The organism is Chryseobacterium sp. WG14 (genome assembly GCF_024586945.1).
GTDB lineage: Bacteria > Bacteroidota > Bacteroidia > Flavobacteriales > Weeksellaceae > Chryseobacterium.
The window spans coordinates 240,542-265,782 of record NZ_JALCZD010000005.1 but is presented as its reverse complement, the minus strand read 5'-3'; the positions used below and the strand labels follow the sequence as shown (position 1 = coordinate 265,782).

Here is a 25,241-nt window from a genome sequence, read left to right as displayed (position 1 = left end):
AATCTATAATAAAAAAGACTGTTCATTTTCAGAACAGTCTTCCTTCAAATTTTTATAACCATTAAAAATTAAAATTAAGTCTTGTAAAAACATATCTCCCGTTCTGCCCAAACTGAGAAGTAGAACGTGAATAAATAAACTGGTCATTATTAGTAGACGCAGGAAGGTTTTTAGTAGGATAAATATCAAATAAATTGTTTACACCGAGGGTCAGTCCAATGTTTTTGGTAAACTGATATGCCAGAGAAAGGTCCGTAATAATTTTGTCTCCAATCTGCTGATGCTCATTGAATCCGATAATTCCGTCTCCGTTGGCATCAATAATATCTGCTCCCGTTACTTTTCCGAAATACGTATTTCTAAGATAGAAGCTCGCATTCTTCCATGAAAGGGTATGAGAAAGACTGGCTTTTACTCTCGGTACGGCTTCTTCCAGATATACTCTGGATTTTTCTGAGAAATACACTTTTTCAAGCTTTGGAGACTGTAGAAGTCCTGATGAATGGATGTCTCCTACCTGTTTAGTTTGGCTAAGATTGACTGCAAAGCTGTTATCCAGTTTTAATCCTGAAAATCTGACATTATGCGAAATAACCACATCCACCCCTTTGGTTTCCGTATCAATAGCATTGGTAAAAAGCTGAGCTCCGTTAATACCTAACTCATCATAGACTTTTTGTGCTGCGGCAGGTACATCTGCTCTTAAAAACTGGTCTGTAAGAATAATTCTGTTGTCTATTCTCGTAAAGTATCCGTCTGCTGTAAATGTCAAGTTAGCAGATGGAATTTTATAGGTAAATCCGACACTTGCAGATTTTGAGGTTTCCTGTTTCAGTTTTGGGATTTCCAATAATCCTGCTACCGCCGAATCATTACTGAAAGTTCCTACTTCCAGCAGTTGATTGTTTGTAAATAAAGTAGAGGTTACATTATAATAAATCTGGTGAATAGAAGGTGCTCTGAATCCTGTAGACCCGGCAAGCCTTACATTGAAATTAGGGGCCACCTTTATTCTTGAAGCCAGTTTATAATTAAAAGTAGATCCGAAATCCGAATAGTTTTCATATCGCGCAGCTGTATCCACCAATAACCAATTGGTAAAATTAAATTCCACATCTGCATAAGCGGCTACAGACTGTCTGTTTTTATCTACTGCATTGGCCGGTTTAAATCCGCTAAATACCTGTGAGCCTCCGGGAAGCGCAGCTCCAAAGAAGTCCGTAGGCCTTTGAGAATTTCCCGTCCATACATTTCCTGAAGTATCATATGTAGCATAGGAAGCTTCCTCCCCTGCTGTTATTTTAAAATTTTCATACCGGTGCTCTGCTCCAAATGCAACATTAATTCCTTCCCAGACATCATATTTTTTTGAAAAATCCAGATTAAGGGTATTTTGTGAAAACTTCAATCCTCCGGCCTTAAATTCATTGGGTGATGCAAAGCGTAAAGACGTATTTCCCGTATTCTGAATGGTATAAGTAAATGAATTCTGTCCGAAAGTATTACTGAAATCAATATTCCAGCCATCCCACTTCCCTTTGATCCCTGCAGCCAGTGAAATATCCTGGATATCTGTTCCAATCTGAGGCAGATAACCGTTAGCAGATAGCCCTGTAAAGGTTCTGCTTTGGTTAGGTTTTCTGTAAAACCCTCCGGAAGTACCATGTCTTAAGCTATATCCCCCGAAAGAATATACTTTCCAGTTATCATTGATGGGAACTTCCATATTGACAAAAAGCTGATGATTGTTCAGCTTAGACTGTCCTACCTGCATATTGAAATCCTTTCTTGTAAGTCCTCTGTAAGCCAGTTCCTGGTCGGTAACATCAAAATTCAATAAAGACTGAAGTCCTTTCTGAATAACATTTCCGTTTCCGTCTTTTATATCCTGGATGGTAGATGCTCCCTGAATTGCAGCCTGCTGATCGGCAGTAAAGTAGTTTACCCCCTGAGCATACTGATGAATAGAGTTGATAATCTGTTGTGAATTCGGGGTGCTATTGATATTATTAAAAAGAGAAGAGAGGTTAACCCCATTATTTAAGGCACGCTGCTCAATGGCATTATAGGCATTATAAATAGCTCCGCTTTCTGCACCGGCCCTTGAAGTAGGTTCTCTGAACTGAGAAGACCAGGTAATATTAAAAAAACCACCTTTTGTTCCTATTTTATTACCGTAATTCAAATCCACCTGAACATTCTGACCGTCAAAATTTCCGGTATGGTCATTGGCTGTAGGAGTCAAATTTCCTCCGTAGCTCAACTGACCTGTTAACTTTCCGGTATCTTTTTTAAGCTCCAGATTAATAACTCCGGCAATAGCATCTGAGCCATACTGGGCAGCAGCACCATCTCTCAAAACTTCAATTCTGTTGAGGGCAAAGGCCGGAATAGCGTTCAAATCTGTTCCCACTGTTCCTCTTCCGGGTGTTCCGTTTACATTAACTAAGGCTGAAGTATGTCTTCTTTTTCCATTAACCAATACCAATACCTGATCCGGTCCTAATCCTCTCAACTGGGCTGGATCCAGGTGATCTGTCCCATCCGAATTGGTTTGAATAGTAGAAGTAAAAGAAGGAGCCAGTGCGTTCAAAATCTGCCCTATTCCGGATTGTGGAAGAATAGCAGAAGATTCTTTGATATTGAATACATCTATAGGAACCGGGCTGTCTACCTTTGATCTTGCTCCGGCACGTGAACCTAAAATTACAACCTCTTCTACATTATTCGTTTGTATGGTGTCTTTATGTACTTTTATACTGTCTTTTTCCTGGCCATAAGCATAGGTTCCCAGAAAAAATAAAACAGAAGCAGAAAAAATAGTTTTTTTATTTTTCATATAGTTTAGAATTTGATTGAGCATTTATGTTTTTACAGGGTGCAAATGTAAAATATATTCATTAGTCCACAAAATTTATAGACTTTGTTTTTATAAAAAATAATTATCGTTTCTTTCTATCCCTTATTAAAGTTAGATAAATTTCAAGTGATTTTAATAAAAAAAGTGACATTCGATAGGGATGGGCTTTTAGCCCAAACATAAGCCGGTATAATTATCTTGTGTACGTTGCCATTCTTAAGCTTGGGCTAAAGCCATTGGAAAATCATTTTTTGTAAATGGCTAAAGCCCATTTCTACTGAATAAAGCCTTGTATTAACAAAAAAAAACAGACTCAAAATTGAATCTGTTTTTCTGTATCGATATTACTATGACTTCTAAATCTTAGTTAGTTTAGCATATTTCAGAATCAGGTTTTTCTCTCCTTCATGGATGAAAACAACTTTGGCCTTGATATTCTGAGGATCTGTTCCATCTAAGAAAGTCACCTGTCCGATTCCGAAACGGTCATGTCTCACTTTATCTCCTACTTCAATATCCTGAGAAGAAGCCCCACTCGGATTGATAATTTTAGCGGTACTTACAGGTTTCAGCTTTCTTACTTCCGGCTCCGGCTGTGACTGATCTCCTTTGGCAATTGTCTTTTTCTCAACTTTTTTGAAAGTCTTTTGCTCTGAAGGGTGTTCATCAAAAATATTGGATCTCACCCCTGAATTATTAATGAATCTTTTTTCCATCGCCGGATTAATGAACTCGATAAATTCTTCATCTATCTCACTCAAAAACCTCGAAGGCTCTGCATCTGTAATTTTACCCCATTGAAAACGGGAAACCGCATAAGAGAAAAACACCTGTTTTTCAGCTCTTGTCAGCGCTACATAAAATAGTCGTCTCTCTTCTTCCAGATCCTCGCGGGTGGCAGAACTCATAAAGCTCGGGAAAAGGTTTTCTTCAAGCCCCACCAGATGAACTACCGGGAACTCAAGTCCTTTTGAAAGATGAATGGTCATTAAAGAAACCATATCATCACCCAGGTTTTTATCCTGTGTATCTGCAGAAAGAGCAATATTTTCAAGGAAATTAGGAAGACTTGGGTCTCCATCCTCAAGCTGCATCTGCTCTTCAATGAATCCCTGCATTGAGTTCATTAATTCCTGAACGTTTTCTACCCTGGAAATTCCTTCCGGAGTCTGATCATCTTTTAAGAATTTAATTAAGCCGCTTCGCTTCGCTACTTCCATAGCTACACTATAAGCAGTTTCGGTTTTCAATAACACCTGAAATGCTTTGATCATAGACCAGAAGTCATTCAGCTTGTTTAAAACACCATTGTTTAACCCCAGTTGAGGAGCATACATCGGAAGGTTATCCAATACTTTTGAAACAGAAACATTTTGAGCATCTGCAAAGACAATCAGTTTATTCTGTGTTGTTTCCCCTATACCTCTTGCCGGATAATTGATAATTCTCATCAGCGCTTCAGAGTCATTTTCATTGACCAAAAGACGCAGGTATCCGATAAGGTCTTTCACTTCTTTCCTTTGGTAGAAAGAAAGACCACCATATACTTTATAGGGAATATTTTTACGTCTCAAAGCATCTTCAAATGCTCTTGTCTGGGAGTTTGTTCTGTATAAAATAGCAAAATCGCTGTATTTTCTCTGGTCACGGTTCCGAAGTTCCCAAATATTTCCGGCCACAAAATTGGCTTCATCAGCGTCAGAAAGTGAGCGATAAATTTTGATCTTATCCCCTTCTTCGTTATCACTGAAAACATTTTTCTTAAACTGCTGAAGGTTTTTTGCAATCACTACATTGGCAGCATTTACAATCGTTTGGGTTGAACGGTAATTCTGTTCCAGGGAAACCGTTACCGCATCCGGATAATCTTTTTTAAAGTTTAGGATATTATAAATATTGGCACCACGGAAAGAATAAATAGACTGAGCATCATCTCCCACCACACAGATATTCTCAAATTTTGAAGCCAGTGCTTTTACAATAAGATACTGAGAATGGTTGGTATCCTGGTACTCATCTACCAGAATATATCTGAATCTATCCTGATATTTCGCAAGAATCTCCGGAAAACGGGTTAATAATTCATTGGTTTTTAAAAGCAGATCATCAAAATCCATAGCTCCGTTTCTATAGCATGCATCCACATATCTCTGATAGATCTGTCCGATAAATTTCATATTGGCCTTTTCATCCGCTTCCATCAGTTCTGGATTATTGAAATAGGCTTTTACCGTAATCAGGTTATTTTTATAGGTAGAGATTCTTGCCTGAACTTTCTTAGGTTTATAAAGATCAGCATCGATATTCATATCCTTCAAAACCTTTTTGATGACGTTCAAAGCATCCTGCTGATCATAAATAGTGAAGTTGGAAGGGTAACCAAGGTAATGCGCCTCTATTCTTAAAATTCTTGCAAAAACCGAGTGAAAAGTTCCCATCCAAAGGCTTCTTGCATTACTGTCTCCCACCACCTTTGCAATACGGTCTTTCATCTCGCGTGCCGCTTTGTTGGTAAAGGTAAGAGCCAGGATATTGAAAGGGTCCACTCCATTATTAATTAAATGGGCAATACGCATAGTAAGTACACGTGTTTTCCCGGAACCGGCTCCCGCAAGCACCATCAGAGGGCCTTGTAAAGAGGTAACGGCTTCATATTGTGATTCATTGAGTCCTTTCAGGTAATCCATACTGCAAAAAAAATTTGGGAGTACAAAATTAATGTATTCGGAGGAGAATTCAAACTTTGATTAGAGAAGTTAGAAATTATAAGATCCGGAGTAGAGATAAGAGGCCTTGAGACAAGAGATTTTGAGATTAAGAGACTAAGAGACTTGAGACGCAGAGATCTGAGATCTGAGATCTGAGACAGCACTGCACATCAGTAATCAAGGTAAACGAATTAACTATGCATAATTTACTTATACTTTTTCACTTTTACCCCTCCTTCTGTAACATTTAATTCACTTTTCCTACTAATTGATAAAACAATTTCTAACTTTATGAAAAAGCGATTTCTCTCTGTTGCTGCCGTAGCTTTCTTCGGAATGATACTGAATGCTCAGCAAATCAAATTCGAAGAGTATGATCTTCCGAACGGTCTTCATGTAATTCTTCACCAGGATAATTCTGCGCCGGTAGTTACTACAGGGGTTATGTATCACGTGGGAGCAAAGGATGAAGTGAAGGGCAGAACCGGTTTTGCACACTTCTTTGAACACCTTTTATTTGAAGGAACTCCCAACATCAAAAGAGGTGAATGGTTTAAGATCGTTTCTTCAAACGGAGGACAGAACAATGCCAATACAACCAACGACAGAACGTATTACTACGAAACCTTCCCTTCCAACAACGAACAGCTAGGTCTTTGGATGGAATCAGAAAGAATGCGTGCTTCAGTGATCAATCAAATTGGAGTAGATACCCAGAGAGAGGTGGTAAAAGAGGAAAAAAGAATGAGAATGGATAACCAGCCCTATGGAAATCTTTTCCCGACTATTCAGAAGAATCTTTTTACCAATCACCCATACAACTGGCCTACCATTGGTTCTATGGATGATCTTAATGCGGCAAAGCTTGAAGAATTCCAGGCATTTTATAAAAAATACTATGTTCCCAACAATGCTACATTAGTGGTGGCGGGAGATATCAAACCTGAACAAACAAAAAAATGGATTCAGGAATATTACGGAGGTATTCCCAAAGGAACTCTTTATCCAAAAGATTTCCCTAAAGATGCTCCTATCACTCAGGAAAAAGAAGTGACAGCAACTGATCCCAACATCCAGCTTCCGGCCTATGTTTTTGCATACAGAACACCGGCCAACAAAGAAAAAGATGCTTATGTATTAGATATGCTTTCTTCTTATTTAAGCAGTGGAAAATCATCTGTTTTATACAAAAAATTAGTAGATCAGGATAAAAAAGCTCTTCAGGTAGCTGCTTTTAACCAGGGACTTGAAGATTACAGTATTTTCGCATTCTTTGCTATTCCGATGGGGCAGACTACCAAACAGACTTTACAGGCTGATATTGATGCAGAGATTAAAAAGCTTCAGACGACTTTAATTTCTGATGAAGATTATCAAAAGCTTCAGAACCAGTTTGAAAATCAGTTTGTCAACCAGAACTCAAGCATTCAGGGAATAGCTGCATCTTTAGCTACCAATCATGTATTGATGGGAAATACCAATCTTATCAATAAGGAAATAGACATTTACAGATCTATCAGCAAACAAGATCTTCAAAATGCAGCTAAAAAATATCTGAATTCCAATCAAAGAATCATTATCAACTACGTTCCTGAGAAAAAATAATTTACCCATGAAAAAGCAATTTACCTATATAGCAGCGGCATTTTTATTTGCAGGAATGCTTTCTGCACAAAAAATTGATATTAATGCAATGCCAAAACCAGGGCCTACCCCTGCCATCAACATTGCCCAACCAAAAACCTTCCAGCTAAGCAACGGGCTTACCGTAATGGTGGTTGAAAACAACAAACTTCCAAGGGTTAATACAACTCTCTCTATGGACAGGCCTCCTTATTATGAAGGAAATATAGCTGGTGTAAGCCAACTTATGGCAGAGCAGCTTGACAATGGAACCACGAATCTAAGTAAGGATGAGTTTAACAAAAAAGTGGACTTTCTGGGTGCTAATATCCACTTTAGCTCTACGGGAGCAGCTTCCAACTCGCTTTCAAAATATTTCCCGGAAGTATTGGGACTTATGGCTGATGCAATTGTTAATCCAAAATTCTCTGCCCAGGAAATTCAAAATGCAAAGGAGAGAATTATTGAAGGCTTAAAATCTGATGAAAAAAACGCATCTTCTATTGCAACAAAAGTATCCAACGCACTGACGTATGGAAAAAATACTTCAAGAGGAGAGTTTGAAACGGTAGAATCTATCAACAAGATCCAGCTTGCAGATGTACAAAATATTTACAACAAATATTACACTCCGGATAATGCGTATTTAGTGATTGTAGGAGATGTAAAATTTGATCAGGTGAAACCTTTGATTGAAAAGGCTTTTGGAAACTGGAAAAAATCAAATACTCAATTTGCAGCCTTAGAGCCGGCTTCCAACCTTTCCAAAACAGAAGTAAATGTGGTGGATGTTCCTTCCGCGGTACAGTCTGTACTATCGGTAAGCAACCTGAACAGTCTTAAAATGAAAGATCCTAATTACTTCCCTGCTACCATAGCCAACTATATTTTAGGGGGTGGTGGTGAAGCCAGACTTTTCATGAACCTTAGAGAGAAAAACGGGTTTACCTATGGAGCTTACTCCAGCATGACTGCCAGCAAATATTCTCCGGAATTTTCAGCTGAAACCAGCGTAAGAAATGAGGTGACAGATAAAGCTGTAAAAGAATTAATGAATGAGCTTAATGCCATTTCTACCGTAAAGCCTGAAGAACTGGAAAATGCCAAAGCAAAGCTGAAAGGCTCATTCATCTTGTCTCTGGAAAAGCCTGAAACAATTGCAAGATTTGCCGTAAACCAAAAAGTTCAGAACCTTCCTTCAGATTTTTATACCAATTATTTAAAATCTATTGATAAAGTAACCGTTGCAGATGTTTCCAATGCTGTAAAAACAACAATTCTTCCCAACCAAAGCAGAATTTTCATTGCCGGTAAAGCATCGGATATTTCTGAAGGGCTGGAAAAATTAGGCTATCCTGTAAAATACTTCGATAAAGAAGCGAACCCTGTAGCAAAACCTGCGGCACAAAAAGTAGATACCAGTGTGACTATTGCTTCTGTAGCAGATAAATACATCAATGCAATCGGAGGTTTGGCAGCAGTTCAGAAAGTAACTTCCATTACAGCTGATGCCACTACCAAGCTTCAGGGAATGGACATGAGCATGAAGCTTATCCAGGCCAAGGGCGGAAAAATGGCTATGGACATGAAAATGATGGGCAATACCATCCAGAAAATTGTTTTTGACGGTAAAGACGGATATGCAGAAACACAGGGACAAAAAACTCCTTTAAATGACAAACAGAAAGCTACCATGACAGAACCGGAGCTTTTTCCGGAACTGACTTTTGCAAAATCCTCTGATTTTAAATTAGCAGGAATTGAAAAATATAACAATGAAGATTCCTACGTTATAAAAGGAGCCAAACAAACCTATTATTACAGTGTAAAAACAGGCTTAAAAACAGGAGAAATAAAAATGGGAGAAGGGGGTGCTATCCCAACCAGTTTTGCAGACTATAAAGATGTTTCAGGAGTAAAGTTTCCATTTACAATTATCCAGAATATGGGAGGAATGGAAATCAATATGACTGTACAGTCCTATGTACTTAATCAGGCAAAGGATTCTGATTTTAAATAGAATTTTTAACGTATCAATATAAATGTATCAATAAAACGGTGGCTGCTTTGCTGCCGTTTTTATTTTTACCTGAATCTATATCAAAAGAGAATAATAATCAAGCGCTTCTAAAACAGCATAAAATGTATGATAACTTCCCTGTTTCTTCTTTCAATCCTAAATTTTAAGCTTAAAAACATGGTCTGATCTCTAAACTTTTGCACTTGATTCATATTTACTGTCATCTTTTTTTGTTGTTCAGTAAAAAAAGGTTAAATTTGCCCATTCAAAAAGATATCAGAATTAATGGATACTATATTTACACTATTGATGGTTCTTATTATGATTGCCAGTGTTTTATTGGTGATTGTTGTTATGGCTCAAAATCCTAAAGGAGGAGGCCTTTCCAGTACATTCGGAGGTGCATCATCTGCACAGTTCGGAGTACAAAGAACCAATGATTTCATGGAAAAAGCTACATGGACTCTAGGCGGAACAATCATTGTTCTTATTCTTTTAAGTGTTGTGATTACCGGTAAACCGTCACAAGTGGCTCCCGCACAACAACCTGTAAAAAAGGAAGCTCCGGCTAAGCAATCAGCTCCAGCTTCTTCTACAACAACGACAGCTCCGGTTCAGGCTCCTGTAACCCCGGCTAAATAAGAAAGTAATTACTTTAGATAAAACAAAAGCAACTCAATTTGAGTTGCTTTTTTATTTTAGCTTGATCTTTTCAATCTGGTGCCGGAGTTTCAATCCTGCCTTTAAGAATGAATACTGTACAGGTTTTTCTTCTTTATAATATTTATCTATGAAAATCTGCATGGCACCATAAAACCTTTTCAGATATACATCATCTTTAATGGTACTTTCACCTTTATGATGAAGGATTGAAGCCTTTCCGTAATAATAGTTTACATACTTATTTCTCAACAATGTATAGCAAAGGTCTATATCCTCCCCATACATAAAGTAAGCCTCATCCAGTCCGCCAATCTTTTGGTACACTTCCCTCTTAATCAATAAAAAGGCACCCGTTATGACTTCCACTTCCGCAACGGCATACTCCTCAATATCGCTTCTGTAATAGGATTTTGAATTATTTTTCTTAAAATTAACAAACAGTTTTTCGAAAGAATTGAACATATCTGGTACCGAACGTTTACTTTCAGGCAAAAAATCGCCACGAGCATCATGCATGCGCACCCCAAGGCATCCGAAATCAGATTTAGAATCTGCAAAATCCAACAGCTCTCTCATATAAAAGCCTTCCAGTTCTGTATCAGGATTCAGAAGCAAGACATATTCTCCTTTCGCTACATTGATCGCCTGATTATTTGCTTTGGAGAATCCTCCGTTAATCTCTGAGGAAATAAAACTGACCATTGGAAAATCCGGAATAAGGTCTTTCCAGGAGGTGTCTTTAGAAGCATTATCCATAACAATAACCTCAAAATCTACGTCTTTTATATACTTTTGAATAGACAAAAGACAGCTTCTGAGTAATTGGGTAACATTGTAATTAACAATAATAACAGACAGCTTCATATTAATCCTTTTCGTTGTACGGTAACCTGTTGATAATAGATCTCCCCAATGAAATTTCATCGGCATATTCCAATTCATCTCCTACTGAAATTCCTCTTGCAATACTTGAAAAATTCACATTAAAACTTTTGAATTTTTTGTAAATATAATAAGCAGTGGTATCTCCTTCCATGGTGGCACTCAGGGCAAAAATAAATTCCTTAACCTTAGCTTCATTTAATTTTCTTTCAATACTTGGAATATTCAGCTGGTTGGGACCCACTCCTTCCATTGGAGAAATTTTCCCTCCCAGAATCAGATACTTTCCTGTATATTTTCCCGTATTTTCAATGGCTATCACGTCTCTTACATCTTCAACAATGCAGATCAATTCGCTGTTTCTCTTTTCATTGCTGCAAATCTCACAGATATCAAAGTCAGAAAAATTATGACATTCCTTGCAGTACTTAATTTCATTAACAAGATTAATCAGCGAATTCCCAAGGCTCACGGCTCTTGAGTTCGGCTGCTTCAATAAATGTAATGCCAATCTTAAGGCTGTCTTTCTGCCGATCCCGGGTAAACCGGAAATCTCATCAACCGCCTTTGCCAGCACTTTACTTGGGTAATCCATAGTTACAAAAATAAGGATTATAGTTGAGGAAAGGTGATAATTTATCCGTAATAATTATGAATTATAGATGACTAAATTCAGGTTCCGCGGGGTAGAAAATGGAATAGAAAGATCAGAGAATAGCCAATATCCTTTGCTGTTGATTATTTTTTATAATGTATAATTAATATTTGATATTCAAAAATTCTTTTTATTTACATCTGAGGTCTTTATTCTTGGTTCTTGGTTCTTGACTCTTGACTCTTAACTCTTAACTCTTAACTCTTAACACCTGGCTCCTGACTCTCAATTTCCACGCCATCCCCCCAACCCTATTTACATTCTACATCAAAACATAACTCCTTCCATACCTTATAACTCTAAAAAAACCTCTATATTTGCGGCCTAATATGAAAAAAATACACTAACATGGTACTTAATAACTTAAATTATCCACTGGATTTCAAATTCAAAATCACTACATTAGCAAGTGACTTCAACATTACTGACAAAAATGGAAATTATGTAGCGTACGTACGTCAGAAAATGTTTAAACTGAAAGAAGATGTTGTTGTTTTCAATGATGAGACTAAGTCTAAGGAACTTTTCAGAATCAGAGCTAATAAATGGATTGATTTCAATGCTTCTTATTCTTTAAATGACCTTATTGACAATAAAAACTTCGGCAGATTGGCAAGAAAAGGAATGCGTTCTATATGGAAAGCCAGTTATGATGTTCTGGATGCTAATGATCAGCCCAAATTTAAAGTACAGGAAGACAGTGCATGGGTAAGATTCTGGGATAGCTTTGTTGGCGAACTTCCTATTATCGGAATGTTTACCGGTTATTTCCTTAATCCGTCTTACACCGTAACAGGTATGGATGGGAAAGCCTATTTTAAATTGAAGAAAATGCCTTCATTTTTTGGAAGAAGGTTTCAGCTGGACAGATTAATTGACATTGATGATGAGGAAGAAAGTTTAGTAATCCTTTCATTATTGATGATGACCCTTTTGGAAAGAGCAAGAGGTTAAGAATATAAAACCACAAACCAATGAAATACCTAATCATTTTTTTCTCTGTGTTTCTGCTAGTAGCCTGTAAAAAGGATAAAGAAACTGTTTCAGGGATCCCTCCAGCCGATTCTTTAAGCATTGTGAAAGATTCTGCTGCAACAGATACATCTTCAGGAAAAATCCTGGTTGGAAATATATCTTTTCCAAAAGAAATTAAAGAATGTTCATGTTATTTTGCCATTAACAAAGCTGATTTTGAAGCTGAAAAATATATCTATGCTGATGATGCCGGAAAAACCGCTTATATGAAGCTTGACGGTAAAAGGCTTGCTATGAATCTGATCTCTTCAAGCGATATGGAAGTGGATGAAGAACTGACCAAAGAAATAGAAAATGATGATTATAAGATCTCTGTAAAAGGTAAAAAAATAAAAGGCGAAGAAGCTTTACTATTTGAAGGCACGCTGACGATTGAAAAACCGGACGGAACGGTTTTCACAACACCTATCTACGGAGAATGTGGATGTTAATACAACAAAAAGGGTAAAAGGCCGGTTCACAAATTAGGTTTTGGCTCATTTACAATTCATAAAAAATGCTTCTGTATCCTACGGAAGCATTTTTAATTTCGTAAATTTGAGAAAAATAAATTTCAATGGCATTATCTAATATAGAACCGCAGATAATCTGGAAAAACTTTTCCAAATTAAATGCAGTTCCAAGACCATCAAAAAAAGAGGAAAAAGTAATTGCTTTCATCAAAGGATTTGGTGAAGACCTTGGACTGGAAACTACTGTAGATGAAGTAGGAAACGTAATTATCAAGAAACCGGCTACTGCAGGAATGGAAAACCGTAAATCTATTGTGTTGCAATCACATCTGGATATGGTTTGTCAAAAGAATAATGATGTCAATTTTGATTTTGAAACAGAAGGTATCAAAATGGAAATTGATGGTGACTGGGTAAAAGCAAAAGGAACAACTTTAGGAGCTGATAACGGTTTGGGGGTAGCTACAATTATGTCTATTCTTGAAAGTTCAGATATCCCACACCCTGCTTTGGAAGCTTTATTCACTATTGATGAAGAAACAGGAATGACCGGAGCTATAGGATTAAAGCCGGGCCAGTTACAAGGGGAAATTTTACTGAACCTTGATACGGAAGAAGATGATGAGATTGACATCGGTTGTGCAGGAGGTGTAGATGTTACCATTACTCAAAACTATGCCACAGAAGCTCCAAAAGGGCAAACAGTAAGAATTGAAGTAAAAGGATTACAGGGAGGACACTCCGGAATGGATATCCACAAAGGATTCGGAAATTCAAATATTATTCTGGGAAGACTTCTTTACAGCGGTTTAGAGAAACAAAATATTGAATTGATCTCTATCGACAGCGGTGGATTGAGAAATGCTATTCCAAGAGAAGGTGTTGCCATTATTGCGGTAAGAAATGCTCAGGAATTTATAGAAGAAACAACGTTACTAAAAAAAGATATCTTAGAAGAATTCGCAACAGTGGAACCTGGAATTCAGATTAATATTGAAATTTCTACCTCATCTGACAAAGCTATTTCTGAAGCTGATTCCAAAAAAGTAATTCTTACACTGAAGTCGCTGCATAACGGGGTCTACAGAATGAGCCCGGATGTTGCAGATCTTGTAGAAGCGTCTAATAATGTAGCAAGAGTTGAATTAAAAGGGGGTGAACTTAAAATCTTAAACCTGACAAGATCTTCTGTAGATTCTTCTAAATATTCTGTAGCAGAGCAATTAAAATCTGTAGCAGAGCTAGCTGGAATGGATGTTGTATTCAGCGGTTCTTATCCGGGATGGAAACCAAAACCGGGATCAGAGATCGTAAAGCTCATGGAGAAAATCTACACAGAAAAATTCAGTGAGAAACCTCATGTAGTAGCTTGTCATGCAGGGTTGGAATGTGGTATTATCGGAGCCAACTATCCTGATATGGAAATGGTAAGCTTCGGGCCAACCATCAGAGGAGCACACTCTCCAGATGAAAAGGCTAATATTCCTTCTGCTCAGAAATTCTGGAGCTTCTTGAAGGATATTCTAGCTAATATTCCACAAAAATAAAATAGTAAAATAACTATATTGAATATCCAAAGTCGCTTGATTTTGGATATTTTTAATTTTATAAAAAAGCATTTAAGTATGAAAAGTATAACAGTTTTCTGTGGCTCAAGTTTCGGGTCAGATAAAATTTATGAAGAACAGGCTTTTTTACTTGGGCAAACCTTAGCCAAGAAAAATATCCAATTGATTTATGGCGGCTCGGAAACAGGCTTAATGGGATCAATAGCCAATGGTACTTTAAGTGAAAACGGAAAAGTAACGGGAGTTCTTCCCCAATTTTTGCAATCCAAGGAAATTGCTCATAAGAACTTAACTGAGCTTATTCTGGTGGAAACGATGCACGAAAGAAAAACTAAAATGAATGAGCTTTGCGATGGGGTTATTGTCCTTCCCGGCGGCTATGGAACGTTGGAAGAATTTTTCGAGATGATTACCTGGGCACAGCTCGGGCTTCACAAAAAGCCCATTGGTATTTTGAATATTGACGGTTTTTATGATGATCTGATCAAATTGGTTCAAAATATGGTCAATAAAGGCTTTTTAAAACAGGTTAACAAAGATATGCTTCTGATCAGTAATACGATTGATGACCTGCTGGAAAAAATGGAAAATTACCAGCCTCCTACGGTTGGAAAATGGATTTCTAAAGAGGAAGTTTAATTATAAAAAGAAGGAATACTCTAAAAATATTCCTTCTTTTTATATATCTATCACCATTTCTTAGACATAGTTTAGTATTTTTGTAATTAAAATTTTATCACTATCAAAAGAAATAAAACCATGAAAAATATATTTCTAACAGGCTGTCTATTGGTAAGCCAGATCGGTTTTGCCCAATATAATTACCCAAAAACTCCGGAAAGACCTGTAACGGATGATTATTTTGGAACAAAGATTACTGACAATTACCAATGGCTGGAAGACCTTAAAAGTCCTGAAGTAAAAACTTGGTTTAAGGCCGAGTCAGACTACAGCCATACTATTATTGATAAAATCCCCAATCGTGATGCCCTGTATAACCGTATGAAGCAGGTTCAGGAAATGGGCGGTGACTCTTACGGCTATGCGAAGCAAAGGGGAAATTCTTATTTCTATATTAAAACAAAAAAGAATGAGAAACTCTCCAAGCTGTATACCCGGGATATTTCTACAGGAAAAGAAACATTGATCTTTGATCCCGAAACGTATAAAAAGAATGCCCAGATCACTAATTTTACAATAGATTCCAAAGGCAATAAAATAGCATTGCTATTCTCCCAATCCGGCGGTGAAATTTGTGAGCTTAAGATTCTCAACCTACAGACAAAAAAGGTACTTGACGACACGCTCAGCCCTATCTGGAGTGAATTTAACTTTGAGTTTACCCCGGATGCCCAGTCTATTATTTATACCAAGATGAGTACCGGAGATCCCAACAGCAATATGCTCCTGAAAGAAATGAAAGCAATGCTGCACAAGATTGGAACTCCTTCTGATCAGGATATAGTACTGGCATCAAGGGAGGCCAATCCTGAAACCAACATGCTGACAGAACAGTTCCCAATGGTTGAGTTTTCTGAAGATTATCAATACATCTTACTTAATATAGGCTCTACCAAATTGGAAAGTCCCCAGTTCTATACCCCTTACTCTGCCTTAAAGGATAAAAAAATCACATGGAAACAGATTGTAAAAGCTTCAGACGATATTGTTCAAACCTTTATTAAAGGGGATCAATTATTTTTCCTTAGCCATAAAAACGCACCGAATTACAAAATAGGACTTACAAGCCTGTCAAACCCTGACTTTGATAATGCCAAAATTATTGTTCCTGAAGCCAATACCACAATCCAGTCCATACACAATTCTAAAAATTATTTATTCTATGCTTTAAACAATGGCATTACTCAGGATAAATATCAGATTGATCTTAAAACACTGGCCATAAAAAAGGTACCATTACCTGTTGGAATTAATAGCTCCAGCTCTCTTAATTCCCGTGAAAATGACAATTTACAGTGCAATAACAGCAGCTGGCTTAGTCCCAATACTTTCTACGAATATAGCCCTCAGAACGGGAAAGTTATAAAAAGTAAATACTTTAATGGCGATAGCAATTACCCGGATTACAATGCATCATATGAAATAAAAGAAGTGGAAGTAAAAAGCCACGATGGCACTATGGTTCCTCTTTCCATTATCTATCCCAAAAACATGAAAATGGATGGCAGCACACCTGCTTATATCACCGGATATGGTGGCTATGGGATCTCTTATACTCCACGTTTCTCTAACAAACTGTCTGTACTGCTGGAACAAGGTGTAGTCATTGCTATTGCCCATGTGAGAGGAGGTGGAGAAAAAGGTGAAAACTGGCATACAGACGGAATGAAAGCTAAAAAACCTAATACGTGGAAAGATTTCATTGCCTGTTCAGAATATCTTGTTGACCAAAAATATACTTCTCCTTCAAAATTAATTGGTAACGGAGCCAGTATGGGAGGTGTTCTAATCGGAAGAGCCATTACGGAAAGACCAGATTTATTTGCTGTTGCTATCGCTGAAGTAGGAATGACGAATGTTCTTCGCTCTCAAAACTCAGCCAATGGTGCCAACCAGATTCCGGAAGTCGGAAGTTTAAAAAAGGCTGAAGATATCAAGCCCCTTCTCGAAATGGATGTGCAAAGCAAGGTTAAAAAAGGAGTAAAATATCCCGCAGTAATTATCCGTACCGGAATGAATGATTCCAGAATTACCCCTTGGGAGCCTGCAAAATTGGCGGCAGTGCTACAAAACAGTACAGCATCTGAGAAGCCCGTTTTATTGTATATCAATTATGAGAATGGCCATTTCACAAGTGATTTGGATGTAGTCTTCAAAGAATATGCTGACATTTTTGCTTTTGCATTATGGCAGGTAGGACATCCGAAATTTCAGCCGGCTAAGAAATAAAAAGTAAATAACTGATAAAAACAAACCCCGCCCGAATGACTTCGGGCGGGGTTTTATTAAGATTAAAAAATATTTTCTAAGGATAAGGGGCAATTTCCACTTCAAGTCCTTCCATTGCATCTGCAATATGTAACTGACATCCTAATCTACTATTGTCTTTCACATGGAAAGCTTCAGCCAGCATAGCATCTTCTTCATCTCCCATTGGCTCTAAACCCGGATCATTTATTACATACACCTGGCAGGAAGCACACATCGCCATTCCACCACATACACCAATAGTCCCTTCTTCAGCCAATTCATACGAACGGATAATTTCCATTAGATTCATGGACATATCCGTAGGAGCAATAACATCGTGGCTTACACCTTCTCTATCGGTGATTTTAATATTAACATCTGACATAATTCTGCAAAATTAGTCAATTTTTTTCACAACAGCCTTCTCTGCTTCTTTACGGCTTCCGTCAAATCCGTCTACTCCACTTACCGTTGTATATTTCAACACGAATTTTTTACCTGGATTTAATCTGTTGTAAACACTTTGACACATCAATGTAGCTTCATGGAACCCACAAAGAATTAACTTCAGTTTTCCAGGATAGGTATTGATATCTCCGATAGCATAAATACCTTCAATATTCGTTTGGTAATCAAGAGCGTTATTAACAACGATTGCATTTTTCTCAATATGTAATCCCCAGTTTCCGATCTCACCCAATTTTGGAGTTAACCCGAATAATGGAATAAAATAATCTGTTTCAAGATCATAAGCTTCCTCACCATCTTTTTGTACTGTGATCCCTTCTACTTTTCCGTCACCTTTAATACCGATAACTTCAGCAGGAGTAATTAATTTGATTTTCCCCTGGTTCTTTAAATCCTGTACTTTTTCTACAGAATCCAAAGCTCCTCTGAATTCGTTTCTTCGGTGGATCAAAGTAACTTCACTGGCTACATTAGAAAGGAAAATACTCCAGTCAAGAGCAGAATCTCCACCACCGGCAATGACAACTTTCTTATTTCTGAAGTGTTCAGGTTCTTTAACGAAATATTCAAGTCCTTTTTCCTCATAATCAGCGATATTTTCAAAAGTAGGTTTTCTAGGCTCAAAAGTTCCCAATCCACCTGCAATAGCAATAGCCTTACATCTGTGAACAGTCCCTTTGTTTGTAACTACCTCAAACCATTCATCATCAACCTTTGTATAAGAAACAGCCGTTTCTCCCAACGTAAAGCCAGGCTGAAACTGTTTGATCTGCTCCATAAGATTATCCACCAATTCACCAGCATTCACTGAAGGATACCCCGGAATATCGAAAATAGGCTTCTTAGGATAAAGTTCTGCCAATTGCCCTCCCGGTTGAGGAAGCGCATCAATAATATGGCACTTCATTTTTAATAAACCAGCTTCAAAAACTGCAAAAAGTCCTGTAGGTCCTGCACCTATGATCAATATATCAGTGGTTATCATAATGTTTAGATAATTTAATTATACTTGTAACTGCAAATTTACTAATTTTAATGCGAAGCATATTTAATTGATTCTAAATAAAAACCTGAGATTTGTCAAATATCTATCTTTTAAGATATTAAATTTGGCAATATTTTTGTAAATGACATAACTATGAAGAAAATCTTAAATCTTTTTGCTGTATTTATATTTGTTTTGGGCTCGGCCCAGCTTAACAATATAGCAGATGGTGAATCTATTACTTTCAGAATCCATTATGGCTTTCTGAATGCCGGTAGTGCTAACCTTACCACCCAGAAAACCAGCTACAAAAACATTCCTCATCTCTATGTAAAGGGGACCGGAAAAACGACCGGAGCTGTAAAAGCGTTTTTTAAGGTGGAAGATTTATACGAAAGTTTCATCAATACAGAAACAGGGCTGCCAAGCTTTTATGTAAGAAATGTACGTGAAGGCAGCTACCGCCAGCACTTTGAAACGGCCTTTAATCATGCTAATAATACATTGATACTAACTGATAAAAAAGAGCCTGCCAATGGTTCAAAGGTTATAAAATCAGTAAAAGGAGTTCAGGATATGCTTTCCTCTTTTTATTATTTACGAAGCAAGTCACCGGACGAATTAAAAGTGGGAACGGTAATTAATATGAATGTATGGATTGATGACGAAATGTTTCCGTTCCAGCTCAAAGTTACCGGAACAGAAAATCTGAAAACAAAATTCGGGACCATCAACTGTCTTAAGATTATTCCGTCTGTAAAAAGCGGAAGGGTATTTAAAGAAAAAGAAGGAGTAACGATGTGGGTTTCCAATGATGCTAATCACATCCCCATGCTGTTGAAAGCAGAACTGGCTGTAGGATCTCTGAAAGCAAGTATTGATGATTTTAAAAATGTAAAATATCCATTAAAGTTTACCAAGTAAACTTTATATAATTAGTTTTTTAAACAATAAGTGTCTGTAATTCTTTTTACAGACATTTTTATTTTTATATGTAATATATGCCGGATTTCGATTGTCTTTATGATAACAGCAGGAGAATAATGATGCTGTACTGATAAAGGAATGAGAAATACTATTCTCCCTTTTACAGAAAACAGGACACGTGTAAATTTTTCAATAAAATCTGTTTTTAATTACGTTTTGTTTCTTAGGTCAGTAATTAAAAACAAAAACCTCCGGAAATTCCGGAGGTTTGTTTTTATAGAGATTTAAATTGTTCCAATGTTCTGATATCATTTTCAAAGAACATTCTGATATCACTCATTTGGTAAAGAAGCATGGTAATTCTTTCAATACCCATTCCGAATGCATATCCTGAATATTTCTCAGAGTCGATATTTACATTTTTAAGAACGGCAGGGTCTACCATTCCACATCCCATAATTTCCAGCCAGCCTGTTCCTTTCGTTATTCTGTAATCGGTTTCGGAATTTAATCCCCAATATACATCAATTTCAGCACTAGGCTCTGTGAACGGGAAATAAGAAGGTCTCATTCTGATTTTAGACTTTCCGAAAAGTTCTGTTGTAAAGAACTGAATAGTTTGTTTTAAATCAGCAAAACTTACATTCTCATCAATATACAACCCTTCTATCTGGTGGAAGATACAGTGAGAACGTGAAGAAATGGCTTCATTTCTGAATACTCTTCCCGGGGATAAAATTCTGATAGGCGGCTGATTTTCTTCCATATAACGGGTTTGTACAGAAGAAGTATGTGTTCTCAAAAGGATATCCGGATTCTGCTCAATAAAGAAAGTATCCTGCATATCTCTTGCCGGGTGATATTCCGGAAGGTTAAGCGCCGTAAAGTTATGCCAGTCGTCTTCAATCTCAGGGCCATCTGCTACTGCGAACCCAATAGATTTAAAGATTTCAATAATTCTGTTTTTTACCAGATTGATCGGATGTCTTGAACCCAAATCCAATGGAAAAGCAGGTCTTGTAAGATCTTCTTTTTCTACAACAACAGAAGATGCGGAAGCATTTTTCAAATCTTCCAATTTTACAGCTACTGCCTGTTTCAAAGTATTGATCTTCTGTCCGAAATCTTTCTTCTGCTCGTTAGGAACTTCTTTTAATGTTTCGTAAAAATCATTAAGAACTCCTTTCTTACCGCTGTACTTAATACGGAAGTTTTCTATCTCTTCTTTAGATGTAGTATTGAAGCCGTTTACCTCGATCAGTAGTTCTTCTATCTTTTCTATCATTATTTTACCCTTTCAAAATGTTTTGCAAAAATACGATTTTAAGTTTAATTATTAATTGACTCATAAAAAAATCTGCCTCTTTTTCGGGAGGCAGACTTCAATCACTTATTTCACTTAAATAAAAAAATTATTTCTTTTCTAAAGCTTTAACGCTGATCTGAAGAGTTACCTCATCTTTAAGAACACCGTTTTCAGCCGGAGCCTGGAATTTCACCCCAAACTCTTCTCTTTTAATATCCTTCGGTTCAGTTGCTACGCTTACCTCGCCTTCTTTTACAGAAACATTGGCTTTAAACTGAACTGGTTTTGTAATTCCCTTAATGGTTAGGTTTCCATCTAAAAGCGTATTATAATCACCTTCTGTAGCCGGTGTTACTTTTGTAATTTCATAGGAGGCTGTCGGGAATTTTTCTACTTCAAAGAAATCACCACTTTTAAGATGACCATTTAATTTCCCTAAATCTTCAGGACTGTCTTTTAAATCCACGGAAGTTAAAGAATTCATATCAGCAACGAATTTACCGCTTTCCAGTTTTCCATCTTTTACGGTAACATCACCACTTTCAAACTTGATTGTTCCAAAATGACTGGTATTTTCAGATTTAAATACCTTGTACCCTTTCCACTCAACTTTACTGTTTAGCGTATCCAAAGTATACTGGCTACCATCTTTGGTAGTGGTCACTTCATTACTTTCACTGGTAAGCGGTTTGTCTTTTTTACAAGAAATGACAACAGCCGCCACAAATAAAGCAGGAATAGCTAATGAAAACAGTTTTTTTCTCATCTTTGATATATTTTTATTAGTCCCGCTAATATAATAAAAAAAAATGTGTTTTCATAAAAACCTTACATTTGTAATATGCTATTAGAAATTAACAATTTATTTTTCTCCTACACCAAAGATAATCCCCTGTTTCAAAACCTTAACCTGAGGTTTGAAGAGAACAGAATTATTGCCCTTGCAGGAGAAAGCGGATGCGGAAAATCTACCCTTCTCAGTCTTGTTTACGGGCTTTTTGATTGGGAAAGTGGCGAGATCATTTTTAATGGAAAACGGCTTTTAGGTCCTAAAGGAAATCTTGTTCCCGGAGAAGCCGAGATGAAATTTGTAGCACAGAATTTTGACCTTATGCCTTATGCCACAGTAGCCGAAAATGTAGGGAAATTTATTTCTAATATCAATTTAACTCAAAAAAAAGAAACGGTAATAGAACTCCTGGAAGTGGTAGGACTTCAGGAATTTGCCCATGTACTTCCAAAAAATTTAAGCGGAGGACAACAGCAGAGAGTTGCCATTGCCAGAGCACTTTCTGTACTGCCGAAACTGCTTATCCTGGATGAACCGTTCAGCAATCTTGATTTTCCAAGAAAAATAGAGCTTCGTGAGCGGCTTTTCCGATATGTAAAACAGCAGGGTATTTCTTTGATTATTTCTACCCACGAACTTCAGGATATTATGCCATGGCTTGATCAGATTGTTATTCTTCAGGACGGAAGGTTAATTCAGAATGACAGTCCGGAAGAGACTTACAGAAAACCTTATAACTCTTATGTTGCCAAGCTATTTGGTGAAGTGAATATCTTCAGTGAAGATGAAGCCCGGACGTTTGGATTATCCAAGTTTTCTTATTATCCCAAAGAAATAAGAATCTCCCAAAATGGGCTTAATGCTGAAGTGCTTGAAAGCCGCTTTGCAGGAAATTATTATTGGAACAAAATTAGGGCAAAGGATAAGGAACTGACCATCTATACTGATGAAAAATTAGCAGGTACCATTACGATATCGTTTCAGTAAATAAATTCAATAAAATAAGTCTGTTTTACTGTCTTTTATTCACCTGATCTATTTGCTTTACCAGCAGTCTTATTCAATATATAACTCAAAGATAATCTTATACTTATCCACAATTTGTGGATAAAAAAAATACAAATATAAGAAACTGTTTATGAAACTTTTTCTTACATTTGTATTTCCACAGCATAAGGAAATTTTTGGTTAATTCTCTTTCTGCCTTCCTAGACCAGACATTAGCAGTCTTGCAATTAGGTCTATTGAAAGATTACACTGTCCAATCTTTTCCTTTTTTTATATCCGGACAACAAGTATCAATCTTAAATCAATAGCTTACGCTTTCTTTACAAATTCCGACTTTAAAGCCATTGCTCCAAAACCATCTATTTTACAGTCGATATTATGATCACTTCCCGGTCTTAAACGGATATTTTTCACTTTAGTACCCGCTTTTACCGGTTTTGGTGCTCCTTTTACAGGAAGATCTTTAACCACGACTACGGAATCTCCATCCTGAAGTTCATTACCGTTTGAATCCAATATTTTTCCTTCCGAAGCTGTTTCAGAAGCTACTTCTTCGGGATTCCATTCATAGAAACACTGGGAACATACCATCATATTATCACTTGGATAGGTAAACTCCGAGCTGCATTTCGGGCAAAGTACTGTATCACTCATATTTTAATTTTTTGCAAAGGTAGAGCTTTTTGAATGATAGAGGCAAGACCAAGGTGTAAGATGAGGATTTTGTATGCCAGATATTAGATGTTAGATTTCAGACTTCAGACCTCAGCTAATAGAAGTTAGAGCTACCCAAAGAGATGTTTTTTCTAACATTCAAAAAAATAATTGACAGAAAAGCAAATTCACTATTCAAAAATATCTATTTACTATTCATCGTTCACCGTTGAATCCATGGATTATAAAACCCTGATTTAGCGTCCTTAGTCTCGTAACCCGAAATCCGAACACCTCAAGTGTCAACTTTAATTCGTATTTTTGCAGATTCAAAACAGCGAAGCAAACTTATGGAACTTATTCACAGAAACTTAGCGATCGGAATTCACGATGCTTTACAAGAAACATTTTTCGAGAAAAATAAATACGCTGATAAAGTAATCGAGAGGCTATTAAAAGCTAACAGAAAATGGGGAAGCCAGGACAGAGCCGTTGTTTCCGAGATTTTCTACAATATCATCCGTTGGAAAAAACGCCTTGAATACTATATGGGAGAAGGCATAAAGCCCAACAATATTTATAAACTTATCATTGCATACCTGCTTTGGAGCAAGACCAACTATAAAAAGTTTGAAGAATTTGACGGTATTAAAATTGCTGACATTCTTACCAAACTTAAAAAGAATACAGTTCCTACAAAAGCAATAGAACATTCTATTCCTGAATGGTTAGCAGAAACTCTTGAAAAAGAATTAGGGGCTAAATGGGAAAGAGAAATGCTTGCCTTGAATGAGCAGGCGCCTACTGTTCTGAGAACAAACTCTTTAAAAACAACCACTAAGGAACTTATTTCTGATCTTTCTGATGAGGGCGTTACTGCTTTCTCTATCAAGAATTATCCTGATGCTGTTCAGCTGGAAGAGAAAAAAAATGTGTTCCTTACAACAGCATTTAAAGAAGGTTTATTTGAAGTTCAGGATGCGTCTTCACAAAAAATAGGTTATTTCCTTGATGTAAAAGAAGGTCAGAGAGTGATTGATGCTTGTGCAGGAGCCGGTGGAAAAACACTTCACCTGGCAGCATTAATGAAAAACAAAGGCCAGATTGTGGCATTGGACATCTTTGAATGGAAGCTGGCTGAATTGAAGCGTCGTGCAAAAAGAGCCGGAGCTCATAATATTGAAACCCGTATGATTGCTGATAATAAAGTTATCAAGCGCCTTCACGAGAAAGCAGACAGACTTTTAATTGATGCCCCTTGTTCAGGTCTTGGCGTTTTAAAAAGAAACCCTGACAGTAAATGGAAAATTGACCAGGCATTTATCGACAGAATAAAAAAAGAACAGCAGCAGATTCTTCAGGATTACTCCAAAATGCTTAAAATAGGAGGAAAAATGGTCTATGCAACGTGTTCTATCCTTCCATCTGAAAACAATGGACAGGTAGAAGAGTTCTTAAAAAATAATCCGGGGTATAAAATGATCAAGGACGAAAAAGTAATGCCAAGTGAAGGGTATGACGGATTCTATATGGCTTTGATTGAAAGACTATCTTAGCAGCTTTCCCTGCATATAAAATAAAAAACTACTTCATTTTGGAGTAGTTTTTCGTTTTTGAAGCATGCGTGTAACATTTCCGCTCCATTGTCCACTTATTCTATAGATTATAACCGTTTTGATGCTACGGAAAGTTAGAATAACTTTGCA

General features: G+C 37.0%; 20 protein-coding genes. 11 read left to right on the top strand and 9 right to left on the bottom strand.

Going from position 1 to position 25,241, the window contains the following annotated elements; translation table 11 throughout:
- Nucleotides 1–61 precede the first annotated feature (61 nt).
- Together MP478_RS11225 and MP478_RS11220 are read right to left on the bottom strand one after the other, a co-directional pair.
- Nucleotides 62–2,863 carry a TonB-dependent receptor plug domain-containing protein gene (locus tag MP478_RS11225; RefSeq protein ID WP_373691700.1) on the bottom strand — a complete coding sequence of 934 codons (2,802 nt, stop codon included), beginning with the start codon at nt 2,861–2,863 and terminating at the stop codon, nt 62–64.
- Nucleotides 2,864–3,216: 353 nt separating this feature from the next.
- A complete protein-coding gene (locus MP478_RS11220; RefSeq protein ID WP_230038897.1) occupies nt 3,217–5,547 on the bottom strand; it encodes an ATP-dependent helicase in 2,331 nt (776 codons plus the stop codon).
- Between the two features lie 312 nt (nt 5,548–5,859).
- On the opposite strand from MP478_RS11220, the gene MP478_RS11215 reads away from it, so the two are divergent.
- The 3 genes from MP478_RS11215 (at nt 5,860) to secG (ending at nt 9,853) form a co-directional block, all read left to right on the top strand.
- Complete coding sequence (locus MP478_RS11215) at nt 5,860–7,173, top strand: pitrilysin family protein (protein WP_257200497.1); 1,314 nt, start codon at nt 5,860–5,862, stop codon at nt 7,171–7,173.
- A gap of 7 nt (nt 7,174–7,180) precedes the next feature.
- Nucleotides 7,181–9,211, top strand: coding sequence for a pitrilysin family protein (locus MP478_RS11210; protein ID WP_257200496.1), 2,031 nt, complete (start codon nt 7,181–7,183; stop codon nt 9,209–9,211).
- A 285-nt stretch (nt 9,212–9,496) separates the two neighbouring features.
- Nucleotides 9,497–9,853: a preprotein translocase subunit SecG gene (gene secG / locus MP478_RS11205; RefSeq protein WP_230038889.1), complete on the top strand. Its 357-nt coding sequence runs from the start codon at nt 9,497–9,499 to the stop codon at nt 9,851–9,853.
- 51 nt (nt 9,854–9,904) lie between these two features.
- Here the strand turns inward: secG and MP478_RS11200 are convergent, their stop codons facing one another.
- A complete protein-coding gene (locus MP478_RS11200) occupies nt 9,905–10,744 on the bottom strand; it encodes a glycosyltransferase family 2 protein (protein ID WP_257200540.1) in 840 nt (279 codons plus the stop codon).
- Nucleotides 10,740–11,351: a recombination mediator RecR gene (gene recR / locus MP478_RS11195; protein WP_257200495.1), complete on the bottom strand. Its 612-nt coding sequence runs from the start codon at nt 11,349–11,351 to the stop codon at nt 10,740–10,742. Before recR ends, MP478_RS11200 begins: the two co-directional genes overlap by 5 nt.
- 408 nt (nt 11,352–11,759) lie before the next feature.
- Between recR and MP478_RS11190 the strand changes: the two genes are divergently transcribed.
- The 5 genes from MP478_RS11190 (at nt 11,760) to MP478_RS11170 (ending at nt 17,376) form a co-directional block, all read left to right on the top strand.
- Nucleotides 11,760–12,365 (top strand): hypothetical protein, encoded by a 606-nt coding sequence (locus MP478_RS11190; RefSeq protein ID WP_230038887.1) that lies wholly within the window; start codon nt 11,760–11,762, stop codon nt 12,363–12,365.
- A gap of 20 nt (nt 12,366–12,385) precedes the next feature.
- On the top strand, nt 12,386–12,877 hold the full coding sequence (locus MP478_RS11185) for a hypothetical protein (protein WP_257200494.1): 492 nt from the start codon (nt 12,386–12,388) through the stop codon (nt 12,875–12,877).
- Between the two features lie 125 nt (nt 12,878–13,002).
- A complete protein-coding gene (locus MP478_RS11180) occupies nt 13,003–14,445 on the top strand; it encodes an aminoacyl-histidine dipeptidase (RefSeq protein ID WP_230038883.1) in 1,443 nt (480 codons plus the stop codon).
- 78 nt (nt 14,446–14,523) lie between these two features.
- A complete protein-coding gene (locus tag MP478_RS11175) occupies nt 14,524–15,105 on the top strand; it encodes a TIGR00730 family Rossman fold protein (protein WP_257200493.1) in 582 nt (193 codons plus the stop codon).
- A gap of 120 nt (nt 15,106–15,225) precedes the next feature.
- Nucleotides 15,226–17,376, top strand: coding sequence for a prolyl oligopeptidase family serine peptidase (locus MP478_RS11170; protein ID WP_257200492.1), 2,151 nt, complete (start codon nt 15,226–15,228; stop codon nt 17,374–17,376).
- Between the two features lie 76 nt (nt 17,377–17,452).
- Here the strand turns inward: MP478_RS11170 and MP478_RS11165 are convergent, their stop codons facing one another.
- Nucleotides 17,453–17,782, bottom strand: coding sequence for a 2Fe-2S iron-sulfur cluster-binding protein (locus tag MP478_RS11165; protein WP_230038877.1), 330 nt, complete (start codon nt 17,780–17,782; stop codon nt 17,453–17,455).
- A 12-nt stretch (nt 17,783–17,794) separates the two neighbouring features.
- Nucleotides 17,795–18,850 carry an NAD(P)/FAD-dependent oxidoreductase gene (locus MP478_RS11160; RefSeq protein WP_257200491.1) on the bottom strand — a complete coding sequence of 352 codons (1,056 nt, stop codon included), beginning with the start codon at nt 18,848–18,850 and terminating at the stop codon, nt 17,795–17,797.
- 153 nt (nt 18,851–19,003) lie between these two features.
- Between MP478_RS11160 and MP478_RS11155 the strand changes: the two genes are divergently transcribed.
- Nucleotides 19,004–19,774, top strand: coding sequence for a DUF3108 domain-containing protein (locus MP478_RS11155; protein ID WP_230038873.1), 771 nt, complete (start codon nt 19,004–19,006; stop codon nt 19,772–19,774).
- A gap of 277 nt (nt 19,775–20,051) precedes the next feature.
- Here the strand turns inward: MP478_RS11155 and pheS are convergent, their stop codons facing one another.
- On the bottom strand, nt 20,052–21,062 hold the full coding sequence (gene pheS / locus MP478_RS11150) for a phenylalanine--tRNA ligase subunit alpha (RefSeq protein WP_230038871.1): 1,011 nt from the start codon (nt 21,060–21,062) through the stop codon (nt 20,052–20,054).
- 127 nt (nt 21,063–21,189) lie between these two features.
- The gene (locus MP478_RS11145) at nt 21,190–21,849 is read right to left on the bottom strand and encodes a YceI family protein (RefSeq protein ID WP_230038869.1); all 660 of its coding nucleotides are present in this window, start codon (nt 21,847–21,849) and stop codon (nt 21,190–21,192) included.
- A gap of 75 nt (nt 21,850–21,924) precedes the next feature.
- Between MP478_RS11145 and MP478_RS11140 the strand changes: the two genes are divergently transcribed.
- Nucleotides 21,925–22,860 (top strand): ABC transporter ATP-binding protein, encoded by a 936-nt coding sequence (locus MP478_RS11140; protein WP_257200490.1) that lies wholly within the window; start codon nt 21,925–21,927, stop codon nt 22,858–22,860.
- A gap of 330 nt (nt 22,861–23,190) precedes the next feature.
- Here MP478_RS11140 and MP478_RS11135 read toward each other — a convergent pair whose 3' ends face one another.
- Nucleotides 23,191–23,535, bottom strand: a complete 345-nt coding sequence (locus MP478_RS11135) for a zinc ribbon domain-containing protein YjdM (RefSeq protein ID WP_047495223.1) — start codon at nt 23,533–23,535, stop codon at nt 23,191–23,193.
- Nucleotides 23,536–23,885: 350 nt separating this feature from the next.
- Here MP478_RS11135 and MP478_RS11130 point away from each other — a divergent pair, with 350 nt between their 5' ends.
- Nucleotides 23,886–25,091 (top strand): RsmB/NOP family class I SAM-dependent RNA methyltransferase, encoded by a 1,206-nt coding sequence (locus MP478_RS11130; protein WP_257191509.1) that lies wholly within the window; start codon nt 23,886–23,888, stop codon nt 25,089–25,091.
- Nucleotides 25,092–25,241 lie beyond the last annotated feature (150 nt).